This is a genomic window from Haliscomenobacter sp., assembly GCF_033763495.1.
GTDB lineage: Bacteria > Bacteroidota > Bacteroidia > Chitinophagales > Saprospiraceae > Haliscomenobacter.
In genome coordinates this window covers 1-24,834 of sequence record NZ_JANRKL010000063.1, presented here as the reverse complement: position 1 = coordinate 24,834, position 24,834 = coordinate 1, and the positions used below count along the sequence as shown (strand labels likewise).

The following is a 24,834-nucleotide window of genomic DNA, read 5'->3' as shown; positions in this document are numbered from 1 at the left end:
TGAGTGTGGTCTTCAAACTTCGTTTGAAGAGTGTGGGTGTGTTGGGGCAACTCTAAGTGGTTGCCCAATCTCTGGATTTGAAAAAACCACCAGTTTACTCCATCGAGCGAATCATGCCCAGGAGCATCCGTGAAATCTTTTCAAAGCCAGTATACAACTCATCATAGAGGCTTTTCTCTATGACATTGGTATCGAACATTATTTGTAGGATCGCGACACATTCAAAAACCGAAGAGCGCGCCGTGATGTAAAATTTCTTTTTATCGGGGTTGGTCATGCGGCCGGTGCCTTCAGCCAGGTTTAAAAGGGCACTCAAGCTGGCGCGTTTGAATTGATCCTGGATATATGGATCAAGAGATTGGTGTGTAAACAGGTGTTTGAGTACCTTAAGGTTTACGCTCCGCATTTCCTGATAGACCTCCAATTTTTCAAAATCAAACACGTCCTGTCGTTTTAGTCCTTTAAACCTGAAACCCCAAATCCGGTCCTCTTCCAATTCCCGGCGCGGTGCACCAATCACACCCACACTTCTCAAACGAAGTTTGAGAACCACACCTCACACGCACACCCTATCTCGTGGGTAATACAGGACTCGAACCTGTGACCTCTGCTCTGTCAAAGCAGCGCTCTAAACCAACTGAGCTAATTACCCGACTAGATTCCATTGAATCGCAGTGCTTTTTTTTCAAGCGAGTGCAAAGATAAACGAACTGTGGGGAATTTATCAAGACATTTTGGTGTTTTTTCTAAAAAACAGTGCTGTAGCCTGCAAAACCTGGGAGTAATGCAAGACCACAGCACGCTAGGTAAAGAGTCTCCTGGGGTTGGGGTATTTACTTAGGGCCAAGAAAATGAATTAAGTGCAAGACAAAACCGGGGCCATATTCGGTTGATGAATTTTCTGAAAGTTTCAACCCGCAGAAAAATTTTTAGGGCGATGCTTCACCTTTGTGTCGCATCCAAATAAATGGTAACAGGAGCAAAGATACGAGATGAAACTAAATATCAAAGGGTCAATGTCAAAAAAAATGGCAAATTGTTTTTTTTTATGACATTTGTGTGTATTTTTGTCGCATCTGACGGGGGCTGCACATTAAAACTAAATCGGTATCTTGATACCGTAACATGAACAGAAATGCAACTTGAAGAATCCTTACGCAAAAATTTAGCCAAGAACCTCGTCCGTTTACGAGAAGAACGTGAACTCACGCAGGAAGGATTGGTGAAAGTTTTGCTGGAAAAATACGGTCTTAACTTATCTAGAACCTCTTTAGCAGCATATGAAGCCGATCGTTCGTATCCAAAAGTGGATGCATTGTACGTGTTGGCCAGGTATTTTGAAACAAGTATTGACGAACTTCTGCAACAAGGTGGAGCAGTGAAAAAAGAAACGGTGTATTCCGGAGCTGATGTCGATCAGCTGATGCAGGAATTTGGAGAGGTGCTCGAGTTTATGCATTTCTACCGAAGCTTGTTTTATTCTGCTGTAAAAACTGCGGATAAGATCGCTGATGAAAAAATCAGGTATGCGGTGAAAGAGCACCTGATGGATGTGTTCCTGTTGGAAGAGAGCAAGAGGGAAGCATTCCAGGCAAAGATTGGGGAGGTTTTGGATGCCGAGGAATTGCGCGTTTTTACCATGGTGCAAAAAGGGGCCAGACTAAACGAGTTGGCACTTTTACTGCAACGAAGTGACCAAGCTGTAATGGAGTTGTTCATTGCGGCTAAGAATAAAGTCCTGAAAACCATTAAGTAACCAACCATAACCATCTTTATGTCTAATGTGAACATAGACAGTCAATTAAAAAAGGAAGCAAAGGCCGCTTTTTCTGAAGATGAGGATATGAGTAAGCGGGATACAGGCCCCAAATTCAAGACCCCATCAACCGCTTCTTCTTCCGTAGTAGAGAAAGAGTCTAAAAAGCTTGGCGAAGAACTCTTTGAAAAGGCAGAACTGGAAAAACGACGACGTTCGGGAGATTGGATGAACAAACTCGGTACGGTGTTACTGCTGTTTGTGGGTATTTCATTTTTCACTTCAAAAGATTCAATAATGACAACATCAATTTCATATATCATCAATCTTGATGTTAATCCTTCTTTCAAAATATTGCCTGAGCGAGATAGCTCAGGCACCATACCACCCACCATTGAACCATTCTTTTCTATTCTTTTACGTAAAGAACCTGCTGCGAATTATAAAATGGATGTAGAAAAGACATTTAGGATAAATTCAAATCGTATACCAAAAAGCATTCAATTAAATGACCCTGTTTATAAGCCTTGGATTCCTTCAATAGAACCCAAAGAGTTTTCATATATAGGATTTAGTACCAGATTTTTTGAGAATAATGTTTCAAACCAAGCCTCAGGCACATTTATAAATACAAGTGTTAACCAAAAATTAGATTTAGTAGATTCCTTGATTCAGCTTTGTCAAAACACTTGGGATGAACTTAAATTTGATGATATAAACAATGTTGAGCCATTAATTGCTAACCAAGCCATTGTAGATTCTGTAAAACAGGTTAATTCATTACGATTAATTGTTGACATTGATTTATTGGAGTATTGTGAATCTTCTCATCAAAATGAATACGGGGAAATTCAAAATACAGCGAGTATAAAATATATTCTAAAAGGCATTAAACCCAAAACAAGAGAGGTTTTATTCGCCGAACCCATTCACGCAAATGTAACGATGGAACAGCCAGCCGGATTTGATCTTGAAAAAGCCAATACCCCCTTGTATAAATGTTCTCCGGCAATGTTACAGGTTAAAAAACAAGTCCTTCAAAAAAGTGTCAACTATCTTAAACCGTTTCTAGATAAACTTTAAGCGTTTATTATTAAAAAACCCAGGCTCTAAGTAAACAAAACCCCAGTTAAGGAAAGCTGCCTAATTCATTTTGGGTGGCTTTTTTTATTGCTTGGCTCGAATTTTACCTAGATTGATCCTAAAAATTACTATCTTCCTCCAACATTCTTGCGGCGACAAAAACGCACACCTAACTTAGTCCTACAAAAATTTGCAACTTATGGTACTCATCGTTTTCGGTATTATTGCCATGATTGTGCTCAACGTCATTTCCAACAGCAGCCCTAATTTTAAAAAACTGGGCCGTATTGGGTATTTGATTGGTTTTGCATTGATTGTTTTGGGTTTTATTTCCTCTTGTTTTGTACAAATTACTGCGGGTTCGGTCGGGGTACAAAGCCTCTTTGGTAAAATTCAGGGCAAGGTATTGACCGAGGGCCTGAATGTAGTCAACCCCATTATGTCGGTCATCAAGTTCGACGTCAAAACCCAAAATTACACCATGTCGGCCATTCACGACGAGGGCGACCAGCAGGGTGATGATGCCATCCGGGTGCTTTCTTCCGATGGTTTGGAAGTAGTCATTGATCTCACCGTATTGTTTCGGGTCACTGCCGACAAAGCGCCTACCATTTTGCGCACCATCGGTGAAGATTACACCAATGTAGTGGTTCGACCCATTGTGCGCACCAAAATTCGCGACCTGGCCGCCAATTATGAGGCCGTAGCCTTATACTCTAGCAAAAGAGAGGAGTTCCAACAACGCCTGTTTACGGCCATCGAGAAGGAGTTTACCAAGCGTGGATTTTCTCTGGAACAAGTGTTGATCCGCAACCTCAACTTGCCGCAATCGGTAAAAGCAGCCATCGAGTCCAAAATTAATGCTGAGCAAGAATCGCAAAAAATGCGCTTTGTTTTGGACAAAGAACGCCAGGAAGCCGACCGCAAACGGGTAGAAGCACAAGGTATTTCCGACTACCAACGGATTTTGACCTCTACTTTGAGCGATAAATTGTTGCAATACGAAAAGATCAAAGCCCAAAAAGAATTGGCTGCTTCCCCCAATGCGAAGATCATCATCATGGATGGTAAAAATTCGCCGCTGATTACGACGGGGAATTGAGGAAAGCCGCAGACTCATGGTTGCTTAGGTGATTCCTTAAGTGCCTTAGGTTTCTTGGGTGGTGAAAGAATACCCTGCTCAGCAGGTATTTTTCTTTTTTACCACCTAAGAAACTATAGAAACCATAGCGTCACCTCAGGCTATGCATCAAATACCCTACGCAGGCATAGCCTGAAAATCCGCACAATTCAACTTGACCTCCGCCTGTCCCATCTTGATTTGGTAAAAGGAACAGTAATAGTTCTTTTTAGTGCGATGCTTGATGCTGTGCTGGCAGGATACACAAGACCTTTGGCCACTCAAAATCCCCAATTCCTTTAACTGGACGGTCAATTGGGACAGTAACAAATCCAATTGAGCCTTCCGGGTATCGGGGACTCGCTCCAATAAATGCTGAAGCATGTCCGGGAATTTAGCCACCTGCAGGGCTGTTTCTTTTCCCGTTTCAGTCAGGATCAAATTAAAACTACGCAAGTCTTCGGGGTCATTGTGTTTGGTCAATAATCCTTTTCTTTCCAAAGTTTTGACTGCATCACTGATGGTGGGTTTGGTCAGGGAAAATTCTTTGGCCAGAGAACCAATGCGGCAAAGTTGAGGAGGGTGGTTCTGGCAAAAGATCAAAATCTGACCTTGAATGGGGCTAATATTGACTGCTAAACATTCTTGCCAAAGCATAGCACGTAAAGCAACTGCAATATTCACAAAACCCGTTGTAAGTTTGGCCTCCAAAGTGTGTTTTTGATCATCCAGATCAATAGCTGAATGGTTCATAAGGTTCCATTTCTGAAGGGGAGTCAATAAAAGCTAAGTCTTTTGTCCCTCCAAATGAGTGAAAAAGTGTTGTAGTAATCTCAGTACAAGTATGACAGTGTAAAAAGGGAGTTTAAAAAAGGGATGTGAATACCAGATAACTACTCAAATGTAGTAAAATTTTTACTGGATAATATTTTTTGAAAAAAAAAACTGCTTTGCCCCTGTTTTTAATAAAAAAAAAGGCAAAACAGTTTCAGTATAATAAAATAAATTGACTAATGTTTACTATCAAACCTCCATCACACTGCGCAAATCCGGATTGATTGCTATTGCGCGGGTATAGTCTTCCCGAGCTTCACCAATGCGCCCCATTGCTTTGAGCACAATGGCCCGGTTGATGTATCCTTCGGCATAATCCGGCTGGTTTTGAATGGCCATCCCGTAATCCAGCAATGCTTCTTCTTCCCGGCCTAAATCACTCAACAAATTTCCCCGATTGTTGTAAGCCTCGGCGTCTTGAGGATTTAGTTCAATGATGGTGGTATAGTCGGCCAGCGCTTCTTCGTATTGCTCCAGTTTTTTGTATACAATCGCCCGGTTGAAGCGGGCGTCGCTGCCTTCAGGTTTCAGGCGGATGGCCTCCCCATAGTCGGCCAGGGCTTCTTCGTAGCGCTCCAGGTCATCCAAGACATTCCCTCTGGAAATCCAGGCATTGATTTCCTTTGGATTGATGTCCAGCACTTCGTTGTAATCTTTTAATGCTTCTTCGGCATAACCCAGTCCGTTCAAGAGGTTGGCCCGGTTGAAATGGGCAATCAAGAATCTGGGGCGAATTCGAATGGCAGTGCTGTAATCATTCAGTGCTTCCTGGTAGCGTTGCAAGTCCATGTACACATTGGCGCGGGCCACATAAGAATCAGCATGATCCGGACGCAATTTGATGGTGTGCCCCAAATCCTCTAGCGCTTCTTCCCAATCTCCCTGTCGCAAAAACACCATGGCCCGGTTGAAATATATGGCAGGGTCCTGAAAATTCTTCTCTACTGCCGCATCGTAGTCCTCCAATGCCTCGTCCAGGCGTCCCAACTCCGTAAACAGAATGGCACGATTGTAAAAGGCATCAGGATCATGTGGATTAAGGGCAATGGCCGCATTAAAATCCTCGATGGCCTGTTCCGGCTGGTTGAAAAAAATGTAGAGATTGCCCCGATTGTTGTAGGCACCCAGGTCATTGGGGTTCAATTCAATGACCTTTGCATAATCGGCTAGAGCCTCCTCGTAGCGGCGCTCGGAGGTATGGATGATGGCCCGATTGAAATAAGCATCCGCATAATCCGGACGTTGTTCAATGACCTCGTTGAGTTCTTCAATGCTTGCTGCCATGACTTATTTAGGCTTTCTTTCCCACAAACAACATGTATTCCCACACGCCTAAATATGCCGATTTTACCTGATTGACCACCGGAGTGAATTCCTGGCTGAGCAGGGGCGTCAGGTGGCTGTCCATACGCACGTGGTTGTTGGCCATGTGTTTTTTAAACCAAAGGTTGCGGGAATCATGAAAATCGGTCACCGCAATCAAACCGCCGGGTTTCAGATCTGCTTTAGCTTGCATGATCAGGTCTTTCCAATGTGGGTTGATCATGGTCAGGGAGTAGGAAAAAAGCACCAAATCGAGCTGGTTGTTCCAGGTTTTATCACCCAACATATAAGGTTGCGCCAGGACCCTAACCCGGTCAGCGTAAGCCTGGGTATTTTTGATGGAAAGGTCCACCATATCGGTCGACACATCCAGCCCGGTTAATTTGGCATTGGGAAAACGTTTGGCCAGGTTGTTCAGATTGTACCCGGTTCCACAACCTACTTCCAGAATGTTCCATTGGCCATTGGCATCCAGGGGTATTTCCCGAATGATTTGATTGCGGCCAAAAAGGAAACTCCAGCGGGTAGCGTCGTAGATTTTGGATTGCAGCTTGTAATAGCGCTGCATTGTACTGTTCTGCTCTGCTTCGGAGAGCGAATCGAATTTTTCGAAAGCCATTTTGTTTTATTAGGGGTTGAAAAGTGAAAAGTGAAAAGTGAAAAGTGAAAAAAACAGACCAAACTGTGGAATCCAAATGGTGTAGCTTTTCACTTTTCACTTTTCACTTTTCACTCCTCAACTTATTTCACAATTGCCAAATACACACTCGCATAGGTTCCCACCCGATCTTCCCCATGGGTTTTGGCCGTCAGTTCCTGTTCAAACTCAACCGCATCCAGTACAAATTGAGGGAAGAAATCAACCTGATGAGCTGCCGAACGCAACAGAATGCGTGTGCCTGGGCGACTATTGGCCAAAATCAACTGCCATTCTTCCTCCAGCACGGGGATGTTGTTGGCTGCGAGCCAGTCCTGGTGATCGAGCAAGATGTAATGCGAGTATTTACCAGGATTGTTTTTCAAAAAAGCACTGATGGTGCAGGTATGGGTTTGGATTTGGTCAATCCGATCTTTCAATACCCCAAAATATTGCTCTTCCACATACGATGGGCAGCAGGTTTTGGTGTATTTGCCATCCAGATACAAACGGTAGAAGTAGTTGTCGTGGGTTGGAATTTGGGTAAAAACCTTGCGCAGGCACTCCTGAATGAAACCCATCGCGCCCCTTTCGTATTTTTTGGCAAACAACAATTGTTGACTGCGCGGAACCCCTACCATCGACATGGTCAGGTTGCGGTTCACAACAAACTCTACCAATTTATTGGCAATTTTGGATTCAATCCGATTGTAGATTTTGGTCTGCTCTTCCAGGCTACCTACTTCAAAAAGATGTTTGATCTGTTTGTAGAGTTTCTTGCGGGTTTTCAGGTATTTGTTGAAAATCCAGGCCAGAGTACCAGAAGTACTGAAGTGGTAAAAACTTTTCCGGATACCTTTACCATTAAAGTATTTCCAGTTGTCATCCCAATACTCTTTTGCAAAATCGGGCAAGGTGCTACGTAGTTTTTCGGGATAAAAAGTGTCAAACTCCGGCATTGCTCCATCACCGAACATAGCCCAATGCTCAGCGTAGCTAGCGTTTTGGAAGCTTGATTTTTTGAGCTCAAGCAAGGCATTCTGCCGGGGATTCATGTCAATGCAGTTGATTTTTTTAGGATTGTCCAGCAAATAATCCAATGCATTGCAGCCAGCACTGGTGATCATAACCACCTCGCTGTCTTGATTCAATTGAAGCAATTGGCGGTCGCAACGAGGGTCCTCCCAGCAGGTGTTGTACACCAGGTTTTTCGTGTGTACCTGGCGGAAAACCCAATCTCTCAAATCATTAATTCCTTTCACTGTTACTAAGATTGGTTAGTTAATGTTACCAAAGGACTTGGGAAAAATTTGTCAAAATTACATAATCCTTGAAATAATCACAGATTTGTAGTGCTGTGGATTGGGGCACTGCAAGAAAAAAATACAATGAGTTGATTGGTAATTAAGTACGTAGTGTCAAATAAATTTCTTTTTGAGCACGAAGTGTACCTTCACCACCTGCCACCACTTTGTGTGGGTTATTCAGCGTGGAATTGAGTATTCGGGCTTTGACATTATCCGCCCATTGGGTGTGCAAAATTTTCACCAGTTCCTGTTTGTGTGAAGGGGTATAAATGGGGAAAACGACCTCTACTCGCCGATCCAGATTGCGGGTCATCCAGTCTGCTGAAGCAAGATACAGTTCCTCCCGTCCCCCATTGGAGAAGTAATAAATTCGGGCATGTTCCAAAAAACGATCAATGATACTAATGGCCTCAATGTTGTCGCTGAGCTCGGGTACACCTGGTACCAAACAACAAATGCCCCGAATAATGAGTTGAATCTGTACGCCCGCCTGACTGGCTTCATATAGTTTGTCAATCATTGAGCTATCTTCCAGGCTATTCATTTTGAGCATCATCCAGGCTGTTCGGCCAGCTTTGGCGTGTTGGATTTCACGGTCAATACAGCTCACAAATTTGTGCCGGCTGTTTACTGGAGAAACCATCAAATGCTGGAAACTACCCAATACAGGTTGTTCTTCTAAAAAACGAAAGACGTCGGCAACTTCCAAACTCAACCGTTCATCGGCACTTAACAAAGCATGGTCAGTGTACAAGGTGGCTGTTTTTTCATTAAAGTTACCCGTGCCCAGGTAGGCATAATGGCGCAGACCATTTGTTTCTTGCCGGGTGATCAACATGATTTTGGAATGCACCTTGATGCCCGGACGGGAATAAATGACTTTTGCTCCTGCGGCTTGTAAGGTTTCGCCCCAATGCAGGTTGGAGGCTTCATCAAACCGCGCCTTGACTTCCACAAATACGGTTACCTTTTTGCCCCTCTCCTGAGCTTGCACCAAGGCCTGGGCTACTGAGGAGTTTTTGGCTACCCGGTACAGGGTGATTTTGATCTCTTCCACCTGTGGATCAGCGGCTGCCTCCTCGATCCACCGGGGAATGTAATCGTATTTTTGATAAGGAAAATGAAGCAGTATGTCTCCCTGGCCTAGGCTTTGGAAAATAGATTGGGATTTTTCCAACTCAGGGTGGGGTTGGGGCGGCATGGGCTCATCGTACAAATCAACAGCGTTGGGCGGGGCGGGAAAAGCAAAAAAATCACTGAAATTATGGTAACGCCCTCCGGGAAAAAGATCATTTTTTTTCAACTGAAAAAGGTCTTTTAACCTCTTGGTCAGTTCGATGTTCATGGCACTGTCGTACAAGAGACGGGTGGGGGCGCCAATCGAGCGTTCGGCCAAACTAGCTTTGATTTTTTCCCGCAAATCCCCGGAATATTCATCGTCGATGTACAATTCGGCATCGCGGGAAATCTTAATGGAATAGGCCGCCAACACCCCTTCGGGGAACAATTCCTCCAGATTGGCGCGGATGATTTCGTCCAAAAAGGTCACCTGGAATTCACCCTCAGGCCCAGGCAGAGGTACAAAGCGAGGTAGAACATCAGCAGGAATGTTGACCAGACCGAGCTCGTCAGACTGTGCCAAACAGACCACAAAATACAAGCTGCGGTTTTGCAAAAAAGGGACATCGTAGGTGTGGTCAATGCGCTGGTATTGCAAATGGGGTAAGATGTTTTCCTGGAAGTAACTCTGGGCAAATCGTTTTTGTTCGGGATTAAATAAATGGTGGTCATTGAGTAAAAAAATCCCTCTTTCGCGCAATTCCGGAATGATTTTACTGCGGAATAAGATCCCAAACTCCACTTGTTGCTGGTGTACGATCTTTTTGATTTCCCGCAATTCCTTTTTGGGCTTTACTTCCAGAATGGACTTGCGTTCTTTTTTGTCAATCTTTTGAAACTGTCGCAAAGCCGATACGCGCACCCGGAAAAACTCATCCAGATTGGAGCTGTAAATGGCCAAAAACTTGATCCGTTCGTAAAGCGGAACCTTTGGGTCCTGGGCCTCCTGAAGTACTCGGTGGTTAAAAGACAACCAACTGATGTCGCGTTTGTGATACATGCCTGCTGAATGGTAAATTGTAAAAACGCGATAAGAAAAGGATTTTCATTTAAAATTTAGGCAGCAGGTAGATTAATTTAATGTAAAGAGTGCAGGAAAAAAATGGTCATTGCTCTTAGTGCAGCGCTGAGTCGCATAGTAGGGAACATGAGATCCACACAACCGTGCATAAGAGACGCACAGCCGTACGTCTCTACAGGCCTTTTGCCAGGGCCATTGCTTTTTTCTCGTCAAAATATGGATTCGTAAAAAACAGCCCATAGGTCCGGATTTCCCAGTCCAATACTGGTGTTTTGGGGCGAAGGATCCGTTTGGGGCTGCTGTATTGATCACCTGGAAGAGGCAAGCCATCCATATCGAAGTTTTCCAGGTTAAAAGGAGTTCGGCTAACGATGAGTTTTAGGGAGTACTCTTCTCCGGGCCAATGGTAGGTTTTTACATAGTTGCTTGGCTCACACAGAATGTATTTGCTGTTTTGGTCGTGTTTGGAGTAAAAGACCGCGTTTTTTTCCAAACCTTGTTGAGAGCGCATCATGATGCCCGCACTGTAAAACCCAAATTGATAATCCATGAAGGCCAAACTACAATACAACAACTGATCAGAATGATTTTCAAGTTCAAACCGGATGGCTTTCTGCGGCTCTGCCAGGGTTGAGGGGATTAAAAATTGCCCGTTTTTTGGAAAAACCCGCTCTTCAGTGCCATCGTAAAGTTGGATAAAAAGCCGTACTTCGATTGGCCAATCAGCTGTCGAACGTTTTGGATCAGCGGCGGCGAAATACTCCAGGTTTTTGAGGTAGTGCCACTTTGCCATTTGTTCAAAATCATTAAAGGCGGTCACCCATTTGTTGTCCAACAATTTGCCATTCTCCTGGTAGCGAATGGGCAACAAAAGCGGGCGATAGTCGAAGGGGTAACGGGTGAACCAAAGGTCATCCCGGGCCTCCAGCACATAATCCGCCTGTTCTTCTTCGGGTACTTCCTGAAACCAGGCTGAAGCGGTTTCCTGAGTTAGTCTATTCAAACCCAAACGAGCAAACTCGACGCCCTTGGTCGCTCCACTCAAATAAATGTTGAGCGGGGGAATACTCAGCCCCTCTACTTTTGCATACCAGTTTCCATTGCTTGCAGGAGCTGCCTGTGGCCAGCCAAGCGTGGAATGGGTAGGGAAAACCGCGGTGATTTCAGCAGGAAACTCGTGTGCCGGATTTTTGGGATCAAAAACTTGCACGGCGTTTCCATGCTCTTGTTGTTTGGGGCTGATCCCGTGCAGGGCGCCAGCCCCCAATCGCCATTCTTTTTCCTGGGCAGCATATTCCACCGGAAATGCACCACTGCGTTCTTGAGGGGCATTGGACAAAAACCGACGAAAATGCGCCTCAGGACTAATGCCCTGAACAAAAAGCTGGGGTGTTTGCCGGTGATCTTTGACTTCCTGATCCTTGTTGAAAAAGAAGCGCATCCGGTTTAGGATCCGGTAATGCAATTCCTGATAAGTGATTAGCCCTTCGTGTTTTTTCAAAACGTCGACCAGAGCCTCAGTGAAAGCACCACCTACATTGGGGTACTCCCAGGCCAACTCCACCTCCCGGCAGGCCGCCAGCATGACGTGTGGCCCCAAAGGCAACAATTCATTGAGCGGAGCACCTGAATCAAGTTTGGCGGCTACGGTTGGGTCATGGTAAAAAATAAACCCTTCTTTAGGACGACCACTGATGGCTTTGCGTACGATTTGCCGGGCAATGGCTGCTTCCTGGATTTCTTCAGGACTGCGGGTGTTTTCTCCGGAATGACAACAATCAAAAATGGTCACTACATGGGCTTTGGGCTGCCCATTTTCATCCTCCCCCAATTGCCGGATAAGGTATCTCAATTCTTTGTCGCTGAGTAGTGAATGGCCGGTGTTGGCTTCATTAATGTCAAAATCGTAAGCAGTAATGTTGGCGATGTAACCGTCTATTTCTGCCTGGCTGAATGCCAATATATCGGTTTGCTCCCGCACACCATGGCCAGAGTAGTAAAAAAACACGGTATCTCCAGCCTGGGCTTGTCCGAGGAATTCACTGAGACCTTTAACAATATTGGATTTACTGGGCAAGCCAGCAGGGGTTGTAGCCGGGCTGGTGAGTTTTTGGATTTGTACCGTACTGAACAAGTCCTGGGTAAAGGCCTGTTTAAGGTAGTCTTCAATTTTTTCAAGGTCACCGATCGGGCCGTTGAGTTGGGCACCGGGGGTATTGGGATAGTGGTTGACGGCCACTAATAGGGCGTAGAGCTTAGGCATGGATGAGGAATTTTCAACCAAAATACTTAATTAGTGGGGCAAAATGATCATTTATTTTTTACCACCCCTAAAACCTCGGACATTCCATGAACTTCGAATACACACTCTTCGACTTCCCAGAATTTTTGATCCGCCAGGAGAGCGTCAAGGCCGGAATGCTGTACCAATCATTGTGCTTTCCACCCCGGGCATAGGTCACTTCCAGGTTTTCAGCAATGGCAGGATCTAACAGTGGATTACTGATGCGGGCCGAAAGTTCGCCCCGGCCGTTTAGGATATCGCCATACTTAACCCTTGCACTACTGACATCGTCGAGATGATCAGTAAGGGTGGATCGGAGAATCAGTTCCGCACCAATGGTCAAACGATCGTTGATCAGAATATTCACACCTCCTCCAAAAGGAATGTTAAATTGGGTGCGACTATACCGATTGGGGTAGCCCGCCAAGCCCTGGCCTTCAGTCGTTAGTTCGCGCAATTCCAGGATTTGGCCATTAAAATTGATTTTAGGGTTAAAGGCAAAAAGCCCAAAACCAAAAGCAAGATAAGGGGAAATGACCGTTTTATTGCGCGCATAACCGATGTGAAACAAATGTATTTCTCCCAGCAAAGAAAACTCGGTGATGTTGCTTTGGAAATTGAGTCCACGTTCTACATTGTTGCTATTGTTGCGCTCGTTGCCCATAATTTTAGCCAGGGTAAGCCCCGTGCGAATGCCTAAAAAACGGGAATAACGTTGGCGAAAAAATAACCCACCAGCATAACCATAATCATTTGGATAAATGGCAAATTCCTTGGGAGAAAGGTCACCCGAATACAAGCCGAAGCCCCCAGTAATGCCAAAGTCAATATCTTGGCAAATGCCACAAAACGGTAAAATCATGGCAAAAGCCAGCAACAATTTCTTCATTGGACTCATTTTTCAATTGGACGAGTATCTATCTTTGAGTTAGCTTATCCAAGCTTTTTCGGGCAACGGTAGTCTAACGTCGAACAAAGGCCCTAAAGTATGCCTTATAGGAGCTTAAATAGTTTACTTTTGCGCACACAAATTAATCCAACACTATGGCAATGGCTAGAAATCGCGCCGATCGAGCCGAAGGAGAACAACGAAAATTGAGTGGAGAACGATTGCGGCGGTCTTTAAAGGTATTCCAATACATTCTGCCCTATAAATGGCCATTTATTTGGGGGATGTTTTTTTTGGTGGTTGGTAGTGGCCTCTTTTTGGTAATTATGAAATTGCCAGGAGAAATCCTCAACATCATCTCGGGGGAATCCAAGTATGGACTCAGCACCAATATGGCCTTTTTTGTGGTCATTACATTGTTGGCCGTACAAAGTGTATTTTCTTACTTGCGGGTGCAGTTGTTTGCAGTGGTAAGTGAAAAAAGTATGGCTGCCCTGCGGCGTGACTTGTACCAAAAGCTGGTTACGCTGGGTATCCCCTTTCTGGAAGAAAGAAGGGTAGGGGAGCTGACCAGCCGCATTACCAGTGATGTTACCCAGGTACAGGGGGTTGTTTCTTTGACCATCGCCGAATTCATCCGCCAGATCATTGTGTTTTTGGGTGGGGTGTTCATCATTGTGTTTACCATGCCCAAATTGGCTTTGATCATGCTGGGAACGGTGCCCGTCGTAGTCATTTCGGCCATGTTTTTTGGGCGCTATATTCGGAAACTCATGCGGGCCCGCCAGGACCAATTGGCTGAAACCAATGTGGTGGTGGAAGAAACCATGCAAAGCATTCAAACGGTCAAAGCCTACACCAACGAAGATTTTGAGGTCAAAAGATACAGCAGCAGCCTCACCGAGATGGTGCGCATTTCGCTAAAGGCAGCACAAATGAGGGGACTTTTTGCAGCCTTCATCATATTTGTAATGTTTGGGGCATTGTTTTTTATCATTTGGCAAGCTGCCCAAATGGTGGAAAAAGGAGAAATGTTGAAAGGTGACTTGCTCGATTTTGCGGTATTTACTGGCATCATTGGCACTGCCATCGCCAGTTTGGGCAATTTTTACACCGAAATTGTTTCCGCCATTGGTGCCACGGAAAGGATTCTGGACATTATGGATCAGCCTTCTGAGGTGACCGTTCAAACCCTCACTGCGCCGGAAGGAAAAGCACGGTTTAGTGGTGAAATCAGTTACCGAGACGTTCATTTTTCCTACCCCAGTCGTCCCGATGTGCCTGTGCTCAAGGGAGTGAGTTTTGACATTCCAGCGGGCAGCAAAATTGCCTTGGTGGGGGCTAGTGGGGGTGGAAAATCTACCATCATGCAGTTGCTGTTACAGTTTTATGGTTTGGGGAGTGGTGAAATTTTGGTGGATGGTCACTCCATCTATTCCTATGAATTGAGCCTGTATCGGCAAAACATTGGCATTGTGCCTCAGGAGGTGTTGCTTTTTGGGGGTACCATTCGCGAAAACATCGCTTACGGGCGCCCTGGCTCCAGTGATGAAGAAATCATCGAAGCAGCGAAGAAAGCCAATGCCTGGGATTTTATCCACTCTTTCCCGGAGGGATTGGATACCCTGGTAGGTGAAAGAGGGGTGAAACTCTCCGGTGGCCAACGCCAGCGGGTGGCCATTGCCCGTGCCATCTTGAAAGACCCGGCCATCTTATTGCTGGACGAAGCGACTTCCTCTCTGGATGCAGAATCTGAAAAACTGGTGCAGGAAGCCCTGAACAAACTAATGGTTGGACGCACGTCCATCATCATTGCGCACCGCCTCGCCACGGTACGGGATGTCGACTGTATTTATGTTCTGGATGGAGGGACCATCATTGAAAAGGGCACCCATGAAGAATTGTCTGCTATCCCGGATGGGGCTTACAATGCCTTGGCAAAATTGCAGTTTGAACTGGCGTAAATTGGATTTTTATGAAAATCAATATCCCTGAAAGTGCCCTGGAACGCATCGTCATTGTTGGTGGTGGCTTTGCAGGCTTGCTCCTGGCCAAAAAACTGCTCAAAGCCAATTACCAGGTGGTTTTGATCGATAAAAACAACTACCATCAGTTTCAACCCTTGTTTTACCAGGTAGCCATGGCTGGTCTGGAGCCCAGTTCGATCGCCTTTCCATTGCGCAAATTTTTTCAAGGCAGTACTAACGTCTACATTCGGGTTACTGAAGTGACCGCGATTGAGTACGACAAAAAACGCCTGCAAACGCCCCTGGGAATTGTCAACTACGACCATCTGGTCATTGCCACGGGAGCTGACACCAACTTTTTTGGCAATGCTGCTCTGGCTGCCAAAGCCCTGCCCATGAAGTCGGTCTCTGAGGCCTTGTACCTGCGCAATCGCATTTTGGACGATTACGAAAAGACCTTATCAATTACCGATGAAACAGAACGGCAAGGCTACATCGACATCGTCATAGTAGGAGGAGGCCCAACTGGAGTAGAAGTAGCCGGTTCACTGGCCGAAATGCGCAAGTACATCCTGCCCAAGGATTACCCTGAAATGGATTGCTCCGAAATAGAAATCATCCTCATCCAAAGTGGAGATCAACTGTTGAAGGGAATGTCCGACGAGGCCGCCAAAAAGGCCCTGGAGTTCTTGCAAAAAATGGACGTAAAGGTCATTCTCAACAACCGGGTTACTGCCTACGACGGGGAAATTGTCACCATGAAAGACGGCACCCAAATCCGTTCACGCAAGGTAATCTGGGCAGCAGGAATTGTTGGTGCTATTTTTGAAGGATTTCCTGCGGAAGCTATCGGCCCGGGTAATCGCCTCAAAGTAGACAATCATTGCCGCGTTGCAGGGATGGAAAATGTGTATGCTTTGGGTGATGTAGCCTTGATGAGTGGAGATGATGCTTTCCCGGAGGGGCACCCTCAGGTGGCTCAGGTGGCCATGCAGATGGGGGCCTATTTGGGTGCTGAATTTACGCGAAAGCAAAAAGGAAAAGCGGCAGTCGCGTTCAAATACCGCGATTTGGGTTCAATGGCCACAGTTGGGCGAAACAAAGCGGTAGTAGATTTGCCAGGCTTCAAATTTCAAGGCTTTTTCGCGTGGTTGGTTTGGCTTTTTGTACACCTCTTTCAACTTCTCGGTGTTCGCAACAAAGTGATGGTTTTTATCAACTGGGTCTGGAATTACGTGACTTACGATCAGTCGCTGAGGTTGATGATTCGGCCATTTGTACCCCGGAAAGAGAATGATAAATGATGAGTGTTGAATGATGAATTGTCGCTGCGATAGCAACATCATTCATCACTCATCACTTATCACTTATCACTTATCACTTATCACTTATCACTATTTACTCGCCATCAGGCTCACTTCCAGATCAAACTCATCGTAAATCGCCTTGTCACCCAAGCCTTGGAAGAATTTGCCAGAACCATACTTGATGTCGTAGTTGGTGCGGTCAACTTTGATGGCAGAAGTACCTACAACTTTGCCCCCTTCAACTTTCACCACAGCGTCAAAAGTGATTGGCTTGGTAATGCCCTTAATGGTCAGGTTGCCAGTTACGCTGAAGCCGCCTGGTTTGCCGTTAGGAACGATTTTGGTCGATACAAAACTAGCCGTTTTGTGCTTTTCAATGCTGAAGAAGTCATCGCTAAACAAGTGGCCTTTCAGTTTGTCAGCCCATTCGCCGCTAATGTCTTCAACAGTCAAGGTAGTCATGTCTACTTCGAAGCTTGCTTTGCTCAACTTGGTTTTGCTCATTTCAATAGAGCCATTCTTTAAGCTGATTTTTCCAAAATGTTTGCCTGTAACTTTGTAAGCAGTCCATTTTACGGTACTACCCGTAACGTCCACTTTGTAAGCAGCAGCTTTTTCTACTGGATTGGTGAATGCCAGGCTCAACACAGCAGCGAAGGCCATAACAAAAGTCAGATGTTTCATTTTTTCTGTTTTAATGGTGATTTGTGCAAAAAATATAAAACTAGGGGTCCTATCCCCGCATTTTATCCAACAATTCATTGAGTTGCCGCGATTCCTCCTCGGTCAGGTGTGCAAAGTTGCTGCGAATGTTTCCTTCCATGAGGGCAGCTGTCTCGTCTAGCAATTGCAAACCCTTTGCCGTAATGGTGATGTCTACTCGACGGCGATCCATTGGGCATTCCAAGCGTTCGACCAAAGCTTTTTTCTTGAGCTTTTCAACCAAACGGGAGGCATTAGAGTTATTATCCAGCATGCGTTCCGTGAGCGTCTTGATGGTTGCAGGTTGCTCGCCCATCCCCCGCAAAATGCGCAGAATGTTGTATTGCTCCTGCGAAATGCCGAAGGGGCGCAACAGGCGGGTAGCCACCTGATTCCACCACGAAGCCGTATAGACCAGATTCACGATGGCTTTCTGGAATTCCGAGCTGAATGGTTTGTTCTGTTTGATTGCTTCTTCAATTCTCATAACGCTGCAAATATATGTCTATACATTGAATGTCGCAACATTGTTTAGAGAAAAAGTAATTTTTTTTGAAAATTTGTCTGCTACACCAGGATTTGTACCTTTGTAACCTTCTACACATGCCCTGCCCAAACCCATGACTTTAGTTGTGGGCTGACCACGATCAACTTCTTTAATCATTTGAATTTGAACAAGAAATGAAAATTTTAATCATTGGGGGCGGCAATATGGGGCTAACCTATGCCCAAAGTTTCCTGCGTTCGCACATTGCTACTAAAGAAGACATGATGATTCTGGAAAAGTCCCCTGAGCGGGCGGCGATACTGGCTCAAAAAGACATCGGTACGGTGTATGGCTCAGCGGAAGACTGTCTTCAGCGGGCAGACCTGATTATTTTGGCAGTGAAGCCACAAGATACCAGCATCCTTTTTGATAGCCTACTTCCCCATGTCCATCCCCAGCAGGTGTTTTTGTCTATTATGGCAGGAGTAAAAATTGCCACCATTGCAGAATCCTTGCAAGTAAGTAAGGTGATCCGAGCCATGCCCAATCTGCCAGCTCAAATTGGTCGGGGAATGACGGCCTTTACTTCTTCTGATGCAGTGACCCGGATTGAATTGGTGATGGTACAAAACCTGCTCAACACTACAGGTAAAACCGTTTATGTGGAAGACGAAACCTTCATTGATGCCTCCACTGCCATTTCAGGTAGTGGCCCTGCCTATGTCTGGTATTTTATGGACGCGATGATGGATGGTGCCAAACAAATGGGTTTTTCGCACTCCGAAGCAGAATTGTTGGTGAGCCAAACCTTTTTAGGTGCAGTGGAATTGTACCTGGCGACCAATCTATCTTGTGAGGAATGGATTCAACGGGTGGCTTCCCGTGGTGGAACGACCGAGGCTGCCTTAAAATCTTTTGGCGAAAATGCGCTGAAAGCAGATATTGTGAGTGGGGCATTTGCGGCTTTGCACCGAGCAGAGGAGTTGGGGAAGAATTAGTTCAAATTTAATAAATCACCAGCAGGGTTTTGATTTTGTGTAAGGATTTTTTTTATCTTTACAAAATCAAAACATCCTGTATGGTGAATGATGCTCTTGGTTTTTTGTTGGTCGGCCTCTTGATTGGGGCTACACTCGCCTGGATTTGGGCGCGTTTGCGCTTGCAATCCCACGCAGTGCTCAAAACAGACCTGGACAAACAGTTCGTCAGGCGAGAACTGTACGAGGCCAATGAGCGGCAACTCCTTGCCCTCCAGCAAGATCTTCGCCAACGTATGGAAGAGCTCCGTCAGCTTTCTGGTCACTTGGCCTCCCGCGATCAAATGATCATCAACCTCGACGACAAACTGCATCACCAAAAGCAGGAATTGGAACAACTTCAGACGCGTTTTCGCACGGAGTTTGAGAATGTAGCCAATCGTTTGTTGGAAGAAAAAAGCCAAAAATTCGCGGCACAAAATCAGGAGCAGATCGCTGCGCTGCTCACTCCGTTGCGCGAACACATCCGCGATTTTGAAGATGTTGCCGAAAAGCGCTTCATCGAAGAAACCCGTGACCGCATTTCCCTCAAAAAAGAAATTGAACAACTACGCGAACTCAATACCCAACTCAGTACCGATGCCAACAACCTGGTCACCGCACTCAAGGGCGACAACAAAACCCAGGGCGACTGGGGAGAATTGCAATTGGAGGTACTGCTGCAAAAAGCAGGCTTGAGCAAGGATATCCATTACCACACTCAGGCTAGTTTTGTGGATGAGTTGGGGCGGGCCAAACGCCCCGATTTCATCATCATTTTACCAGAAAACAAACACCTTATCATCGATTCCAAGGTATCCCTTACGGCCTATGAGCGTTACTTTCAGGCCAACGACGACCTGGGGCGCCAAGTTGCCGCCAAAGAACATCTGGATAGTTTGCGCCGCCACATCCGCGATTTGAGTGATAAGAACTACCAGCAGTTGTACCAGATCAATACGCCAGATTACTTGATGTTGTTTGTACCTATTGAGTCCGCTTTGGCCCTGGCTCTTCAGCAAGACCAAAAGTTATTTACCGATGCCCTGGAGCGCAACATCGTGCTGGTGACCACCTCAACCCTCCTGGCAACCATGCGCACGGTGTCCTTCATCTGGAAGCAGGAACGACAGAAAAACAATGTGCTTGAAATAGCCCGGCAAAGTGGCTTGTTGTACGATAAGTTTTGTGCTTTTGTAGAAGACTTGAAATCCATTGGTACCCGTTTGGATCAAACCCAACTGGCTTATCGGGATGCAATGAATAAACTGTTGGAATCCACCAAATTTGGGGATACCTTGATTGGCCGCGCTGAACGCATCAAGGAATTAGGGGCTAAAACTTCCAAACAATTGCCGAAGGATTTGTTGGATCAGGTGGAGGCCTTACCCTTGGATGACGGGCAAGAAAATTTTATAGATAACGACCTGAGGTGATGCTTGGATGCCTTAGATGGTTCAAATTTTATGGCCATCCGGGCCTTTTTTGTTTTTGAACCATCTAAGACATTTAAGCATCATCTAAGACATTTAAGCATCATCTCAGGGGATAAGTTCATGAATTTAACGATTTGGCCAAAGTTTTCTTAGCGATGACCTTGGAATCGCTGACTTGTTCAAAGTTGTGCAGCGGAATTTTCAACACAATCATAAACGTTTCCTCCTCATCAAAAACCTGTAACTCGTACTGATCCCCGTACAACAAATCCAGTCGCCGCGATACGTTTTTCAATCCAATTCCCTTGGTGTATTCCGCCTCGGGTTTGTTGTCCTCTTCGGCTTTGCTGTTTTCAACCCTCAGGCTGAGTTGTTGTTCCTTTAGGGTAAGATCAATACTGATAAAAGCCTCTTCCACCTCTTTGCTTACCCCATGTTTAAAAGCATTTTCCACAAAAGGCAACATCAAAAGAGGAGGAATTTGTTGAGTGCTGACGTCTCCTTTGACCGAAAAACTTACCTCCAGGCGATTGCCGTAACGGAACTGTTCCAGTTCTATGAGGTTTTGCATCTGCTGGATTTCCTTGCGTAGGGGAATCATTTCTACATTACAATCGTACAGCATGTAATCCAGTAGGTGCGACAATTTGAGCACCACTTCAGAGGACTTAGGGGAGTTTTGCAGGGTCAGGGCATAAAGCGTATTCAAGGTGTTGAATAAAAAATGGGGGTGGATTTGTCCTTTCAGAAATTTTAGTTCAGCATCCAGTTTCTCTTTGCCCAATTCTTGGCTGAACCGCTCGGTTTGGTAGTTTCTTTTGATTAATTTTATGGCAGAAGCGGCAAAAACCACCAGGTACACAATACTGGATCTTTGGATGGCTTTAGCCAGACTGGTCATCGGATATTTTTCGTATTCGTAATCCGGGATGTAAATCGGTACGTAAAAGGTATGCATCATCAAACGATCGGCGTACCCGAACAAGATGGCGGAGACCAAAAACATCAGGATCAGACTGGGGTATTTGCGCGGATCCAAAAAACGGGGAATCAGATAATATAAGGTAAAATACACTGCCAGCATTTTAACGGGCAATGTTGCAATTACTTCCATAAAGCCCCGCCAATAGTCATCCCGGGTGGAGCCATAAAGCAAAGTAGCGTACAACATGTAGATGGTCCAAAACAAACCATGCGACAAAATGCGATAACGAGGGGAGAGAAATTTTTGGATCACTGTCATAGGATTCCCTCTTTTTAATTAGGTTTTGGACGAAATTAATTCAATTTTTAATCTTCCGTTGAGAATGGCGATCAATGACAGTGCTTTGAGGCTGAATGGCGAAAAATGGATTACATCAACCACTTAACGAATAGGGAATGGTGGATTAAAAAAGCCGAATGATCTGCTGAAACGGGGGGATGATCGATAAAAAACGGGAAGTAAGTTGTAAAGGAAGTACTACCGAGTAGCTTAGCTGGACCCTGCTTTCAGATTAGGTTGTTCACCCAAGCTCGTAGGCATTAGCGAAGCTACCCGATAGTTAAGCGCTCAAGTTTTTATTTGGCCTTCACCCATTTTTTTACCGCCATTTTCCCATCGGCCCTCAAAACCTGCACGAGGTATGTACCCGGGCTAGTTGTCAAGACATTCATTTCCAGGATTTGCTGTGGCAATACCTTTTCCGAGTTGCTCTGGACAATTCTTCCATCCAGGCTCAGCAGGCTGGTTTGCAGGATGGCTTCTTCGCCCAGATTCTCCAATATTAATACCTCCTGTCCTGGATTGGGCGAAAGTTGAAATACTTTATCGGCATCAATCAATGCCTCACGTATGCTTGTGAGGGCGGGTGCATAAGCATCCAGATTGTCGAAGTGGTAAGTATGGCTGCTGAAAGTATTGGGCTTAAACAGCAGGACGTAACGATCAATTGCCGTGGAGGCCGTCCCTCCGTCTGGCCGATCGAGGTAAGCCAACTCCAGGCGTTCCCATTCATTTTGTTTGGTGGTAAAAGCCTGGTACCGGCTATGGCGGCCAGTTGGGTAGTTTTGAGCTGAACGGGCCGTGTTTTCTGCCTGGAACAGGATTTCAGTGCCTACTGGAGCATTGGTGTACACGTCAATGAAAAATTTACGCTCCTTGTTGATGAAAGGACTTAAATCACTAATGGGTTTGCCTTCATAAACGATGATGTCATATTGAGAGCCACCATTGCGCACATATTTGCCTACCAGCGGAGTGCTGTTGATGCCAGTGGTATTGGGATTGGCAAAATTGTCGCTAAAGGTGCCGTTGGAAAAGGTCAGTTTGAGGGGGGAACTGTCGTCAAAGTTTTCCAAGGCACTTGCTTTTGCCAATCCGGGCTCCACTCTTACATATACACTCAGTGTTTTTTTTCCACAGGCTGTTTCCACCTCTGCTTTCAAGTCTCCACTGTTGGCACCCCAATTGATGACCACATTGCTGCTGCCTTGCCCGGAACTGATTTCAGCACCAGCCGGAGCTTCCCAGGTGATTTTGGCGGTATTGTCCACCCCATTGAGGGTATAAACAGTAAAGGGCGCTTTGAAGGGAACCGAGCGGGGTCCACTCAAAGATGTAGCCTTGGTGTCATAAACCCGCACGTAATCGACCTCCAGGACTTGAGGGAAAACCGTGCTGCCATCGGGGCTGCCCGGCCAGTTGCCGCCTACTGCCAGATTGAGGATGAAATGAAAACGCTGATCAAATGGCCAGCGCTCGGGTGCCACATCGGTGGTTTTTTTGGTGGAGTACAAATAATCATCGACGTACCAGCGGATTTCGTTGGGTTCCCATTCCACAGCGAAGACGTGGAATTCTTTACTGAAGTCTTCCCGGTAGGCATCATAAGAACCACCTGAAGATTTATTGTTCGGCCAATCGGGGCCAAAGTGGATCGTACCATAAATTTTTTTTGGTTCCCGGCCGATGTATTCCATGATGTCAATTTCACCACTTTTTGGCCAACCGCCGTATCGGTCGTCGGTGGGCATCATCCAAAAGGCTGGCCAGATGCCCTGACCGTAGGGCATTTTTATCCGCGCTTCCATGCGGCCATAAGTGAAATCAGCCTTGTTGATGCTCCGAATGCGGGAAGAGGTGTAAGCATTGCCGCCAATGTTTTCACGTTTTGCGGTAATTTTGAGCAAGCCTCCGCCTACCGTTGTGTTTTCCGGGCGGTAGTTTTGTAGTTCATTGTTGCCCCATCCGCCGCCACCGGTTTGGTGGGTCCATTTTTGAAGATCGAGACTGGTTCCATCAAATTCTTCTGCCCAAACCAGTTTGGGGCATTGGGCATGCATAAGGGTAATTCCAAGGTAAGTGCAGCCCAGGAGTAATAGTGCTAATCTGAACCGTTTCATGATCATGTAGGTTGTTGTAATATTGAGCAAAATAGCTTTCAAATATCTTCAACTTTTGCAAATAAATAACGCTGAAAAATGGGGCAGCAATTTTTTTCGTCATGTCCAATCCGCCACCAACGGTTTAACCTGAATACCCCGTCTAACTAAAAAAACAAAAAACCATGCGCAAGCTCTTATTTTTTTTCATGGTTGTAATTGGATTGCAGTTTTGCACAGATGGGGATGCTGTGGCAAAACTGGAAGATTACGCAGAAGCAGAAGCAGTATTGATTAACCAATTGCCGGTTGATGGCTGCGATTGGCATTTTGGCGTGGATCTGGGCGACGAATGGGGCGAATTCGTTCCCAATAAGTCTAGCCAGCCCAAGGTGGATGCCCTCATCAAGCAGGCTTCAATGGAATTTGGAATCGCCCAAGTCAAGGTTAAAATGCGTTACCGCCTCACTGGCACGCAACAAGAAGTACAATGTGGCTGGAATCAAAAGGCCAAAATGGAGGAAATTGACATTGCCAGTATAGAAAGACTGTAGTAGAGCATGCAGGTGACCCATCCCATGCGAACTTCTGCAAGTCGTTTCAGATGAGTGAATAAATTAGAACGATAACAACGATCACCAGCACAATCACCGTAAGGGTTTGATAAAAGCGGCTGTGTTCATATTTGATGCGGTAGAGCAATTCCATGGCATCGGGCCATTGGAGGCGTTTTCCCAATTTTTCGTTGACCATTACGAAGTATTTTTCGTTCCCCAAACGCACCTGATCTCCGTGTTTTTGCAGGATGAAAAAGTTCTCATTCATAAAGGACAGCTCGAACATTTCGGTGCTTTCGTAATCTAGAATCAACCGATTGGGCGTATCCATCAAACGCCAGCTGCCATTGCTCACATCGCCATTTTCGATGCGCATGTATTCACCACCATCATTGAAAAAATGGAGGACCTGATCGTGAAAGCCATCATCGTCCCTAAACTCCAGCCAGGATTTCCCTACGTAGAAGTGTTCTTCACGCAGGTCTTCACCCCATTGACGCACCTGCGGAATGATGATGTCCAGGTATTTTTGCATGTTTTCGGCCTCGGGCATCTCCTGTCGGGAAATGCTGCGGGCTTCATTGTAAGCATCTAATAAACGGTTGCGTGCCATGCGTCAGAAGGTG

General features: G+C 45.7%; 21 protein-coding genes and 1 tRNA gene. 8 read left to right on the top strand and 14 right to left on the bottom strand.

The window, feature by feature from the left end:
* Window positions 1–94 precede the first annotated feature (94 nt).
* On the bottom strand, window positions 95–526 hold the full coding sequence (locus tag SFV55_RS07255; RefSeq protein WP_320028816.1) for a four helix bundle protein: 432 nt from the start codon (window positions 524–526) through the stop codon (window positions 95–97).
* 51 nt (window positions 527–577) lie between these two features.
* A tRNA-Val gene (locus SFV55_RS07250) sits at window positions 578–652 on the bottom strand.
* Window positions 653–1,135: 483 nt separating this feature from the next.
* Here SFV55_RS07250 and SFV55_RS07245 point away from each other — a divergent pair.
* The 3 genes from SFV55_RS07245 (at window position 1,136) to SFV55_RS07235 (ending at window position 3,941) form a co-directional block, all read left to right on the top strand.
* Window positions 1,136–1,756: a helix-turn-helix transcriptional regulator gene (locus tag SFV55_RS07245; RefSeq protein WP_320028815.1), complete on the top strand. Its 621-nt coding sequence runs from the start codon at window positions 1,136–1,138 to the stop codon at window positions 1,754–1,756.
* Window positions 1,757–1,774: 18 nt separating this feature from the next.
* Window positions 1,775–2,839 carry a hypothetical protein gene (locus SFV55_RS07240; protein ID WP_320028814.1) on the top strand — a complete coding sequence of 355 codons (1,065 nt, stop codon included), beginning with the start codon at window positions 1,775–1,777 and terminating at the stop codon, window positions 2,837–2,839.
* 199 nt (window positions 2,840–3,038) lie between these two features.
* Window positions 3,039–3,941, top strand: a complete 903-nt coding sequence (locus SFV55_RS07235) for a prohibitin family protein (RefSeq protein WP_320028813.1) — start codon at window positions 3,039–3,041, stop codon at window positions 3,939–3,941.
* A gap of 156 nt (window positions 3,942–4,097) precedes the next feature.
* Here the strand turns inward: SFV55_RS07235 and SFV55_RS07230 are convergent, their stop codons facing one another.
* From SFV55_RS07230 to SFV55_RS07200, 7 genes are all read right to left on the bottom strand, one after another.
* Window positions 4,098–4,712: a MarR family winged helix-turn-helix transcriptional regulator gene (locus tag SFV55_RS07230; protein WP_320028812.1), complete on the bottom strand. Its 615-nt coding sequence runs from the start codon at window positions 4,710–4,712 to the stop codon at window positions 4,098–4,100.
* 270 nt (window positions 4,713–4,982) lie between these two features.
* Window positions 4,983–6,077 (bottom strand): tetratricopeptide repeat protein, encoded by a 1,095-nt coding sequence (locus tag SFV55_RS07225; protein WP_320028811.1) that lies wholly within the window; start codon window positions 6,075–6,077, stop codon window positions 4,983–4,985.
* A gap of 7 nt (window positions 6,078–6,084) precedes the next feature.
* Window positions 6,085–6,735, bottom strand: coding sequence for a class I SAM-dependent methyltransferase (locus tag SFV55_RS07220; RefSeq protein ID WP_320028810.1), 651 nt, complete (start codon window positions 6,733–6,735; stop codon window positions 6,085–6,087).
* A gap of 122 nt (window positions 6,736–6,857) precedes the next feature.
* A complete protein-coding gene (locus SFV55_RS07215) occupies window positions 6,858–8,015 on the bottom strand; it encodes a BtaA family protein (RefSeq protein WP_320028809.1) in 1,158 nt (385 codons plus the stop codon).
* A gap of 142 nt (window positions 8,016–8,157) precedes the next feature.
* Window positions 8,158–10,179 (bottom strand): polyphosphate kinase 1, encoded by a 2,022-nt coding sequence (gene ppk1 / locus SFV55_RS07210; RefSeq protein WP_320028808.1) that lies wholly within the window; start codon window positions 10,177–10,179, stop codon window positions 8,158–8,160.
* A gap of 193 nt (window positions 10,180–10,372) precedes the next feature.
* Window positions 10,373–12,463: a caspase family protein gene (locus SFV55_RS07205; protein WP_320028807.1), complete on the bottom strand. Its 2,091-nt coding sequence runs from the start codon at window positions 12,461–12,463 to the stop codon at window positions 10,373–10,375.
* A 67-nt stretch (window positions 12,464–12,530) separates the two neighbouring features.
* Window positions 12,531–13,373, bottom strand: a complete 843-nt coding sequence (locus tag SFV55_RS07200) for a DUF6089 family protein (protein ID WP_320028806.1) — start codon at window positions 13,371–13,373, stop codon at window positions 12,531–12,533.
* Between the two features lie 155 nt (window positions 13,374–13,528).
* On the opposite strand from SFV55_RS07200, the gene SFV55_RS07195 reads away from it, so the two are divergent.
* A complete protein-coding gene (locus tag SFV55_RS07195; protein WP_413776693.1) occupies window positions 13,529–15,337 on the top strand; it encodes an ABC transporter ATP-binding protein in 1,809 nt (602 codons plus the stop codon).
* An 11-nt stretch (window positions 15,338–15,348) separates the two neighbouring features.
* Complete coding sequence (locus SFV55_RS07190; RefSeq protein ID WP_320028804.1) at window positions 15,349–16,644, top strand: NAD(P)/FAD-dependent oxidoreductase; 1,296 nt, start codon at window positions 15,349–15,351, stop codon at window positions 16,642–16,644.
* 90 nt (window positions 16,645–16,734) lie between these two features.
* Here the strand turns inward: SFV55_RS07190 and SFV55_RS07185 are convergent, their stop codons facing one another.
* Complete coding sequence (locus tag SFV55_RS07185) at window positions 16,735–17,331, bottom strand: YceI family protein (RefSeq protein WP_320028803.1); 597 nt, start codon at window positions 17,329–17,331, stop codon at window positions 16,735–16,737.
* Window positions 17,332–17,380: 49 nt separating this feature from the next.
* Window positions 17,381–17,836 (bottom strand): MarR family winged helix-turn-helix transcriptional regulator, encoded by a 456-nt coding sequence (locus SFV55_RS07180; protein ID WP_320028802.1) that lies wholly within the window; start codon window positions 17,834–17,836, stop codon window positions 17,381–17,383.
* A gap of 194 nt (window positions 17,837–18,030) precedes the next feature.
* On the opposite strand from SFV55_RS07180, the gene proC reads away from it, so the two are divergent.
* Both proC and rmuC read left to right on the top strand, forming a co-directional pair.
* A complete protein-coding gene (gene proC, locus SFV55_RS07175; RefSeq protein WP_320028801.1) occupies window positions 18,031–18,834 on the top strand; it encodes a pyrroline-5-carboxylate reductase in 804 nt (267 codons plus the stop codon).
* 80 nt (window positions 18,835–18,914) lie between these two features.
* Window positions 18,915–20,288 (top strand): DNA recombination protein RmuC, encoded by a 1,374-nt coding sequence (gene rmuC / locus SFV55_RS07170; RefSeq protein ID WP_320028800.1) that lies wholly within the window; start codon window positions 18,915–18,917, stop codon window positions 20,286–20,288.
* Between the two features lie 118 nt (window positions 20,289–20,406).
* Here the strand turns inward: rmuC and SFV55_RS07165 are convergent, their stop codons facing one another.
* Both SFV55_RS07165 and SFV55_RS07160 read right to left on the bottom strand, forming a co-directional pair.
* Window positions 20,407–21,531: a sensor histidine kinase gene (locus SFV55_RS07165; protein ID WP_320028799.1), complete on the bottom strand. Its 1,125-nt coding sequence runs from the start codon at window positions 21,529–21,531 to the stop codon at window positions 20,407–20,409.
* Window positions 21,532–21,848: 317 nt separating this feature from the next.
* A complete protein-coding gene (locus tag SFV55_RS07160; protein WP_320028798.1) occupies window positions 21,849–23,672 on the bottom strand; it encodes a family 16 glycosylhydrolase in 1,824 nt (607 codons plus the stop codon).
* A gap of 164 nt (window positions 23,673–23,836) precedes the next feature.
* On the opposite strand from SFV55_RS07160, the gene SFV55_RS07155 reads away from it, so the two are divergent.
* Window positions 23,837–24,205, top strand: coding sequence for a hypothetical protein (locus SFV55_RS07155; RefSeq protein WP_320028797.1), 369 nt, complete (start codon window positions 23,837–23,839; stop codon window positions 24,203–24,205).
* 46 nt (window positions 24,206–24,251) lie between these two features.
* Here SFV55_RS07155 and SFV55_RS07150 read toward each other — a convergent pair whose 3' ends face one another.
* Window positions 24,252–24,821 (bottom strand): hypothetical protein, encoded by a 570-nt coding sequence (locus tag SFV55_RS07150; RefSeq protein ID WP_320028796.1) that lies wholly within the window; start codon window positions 24,819–24,821, stop codon window positions 24,252–24,254.
* Window positions 24,822–24,834: the final 13 nt, after the last annotated feature.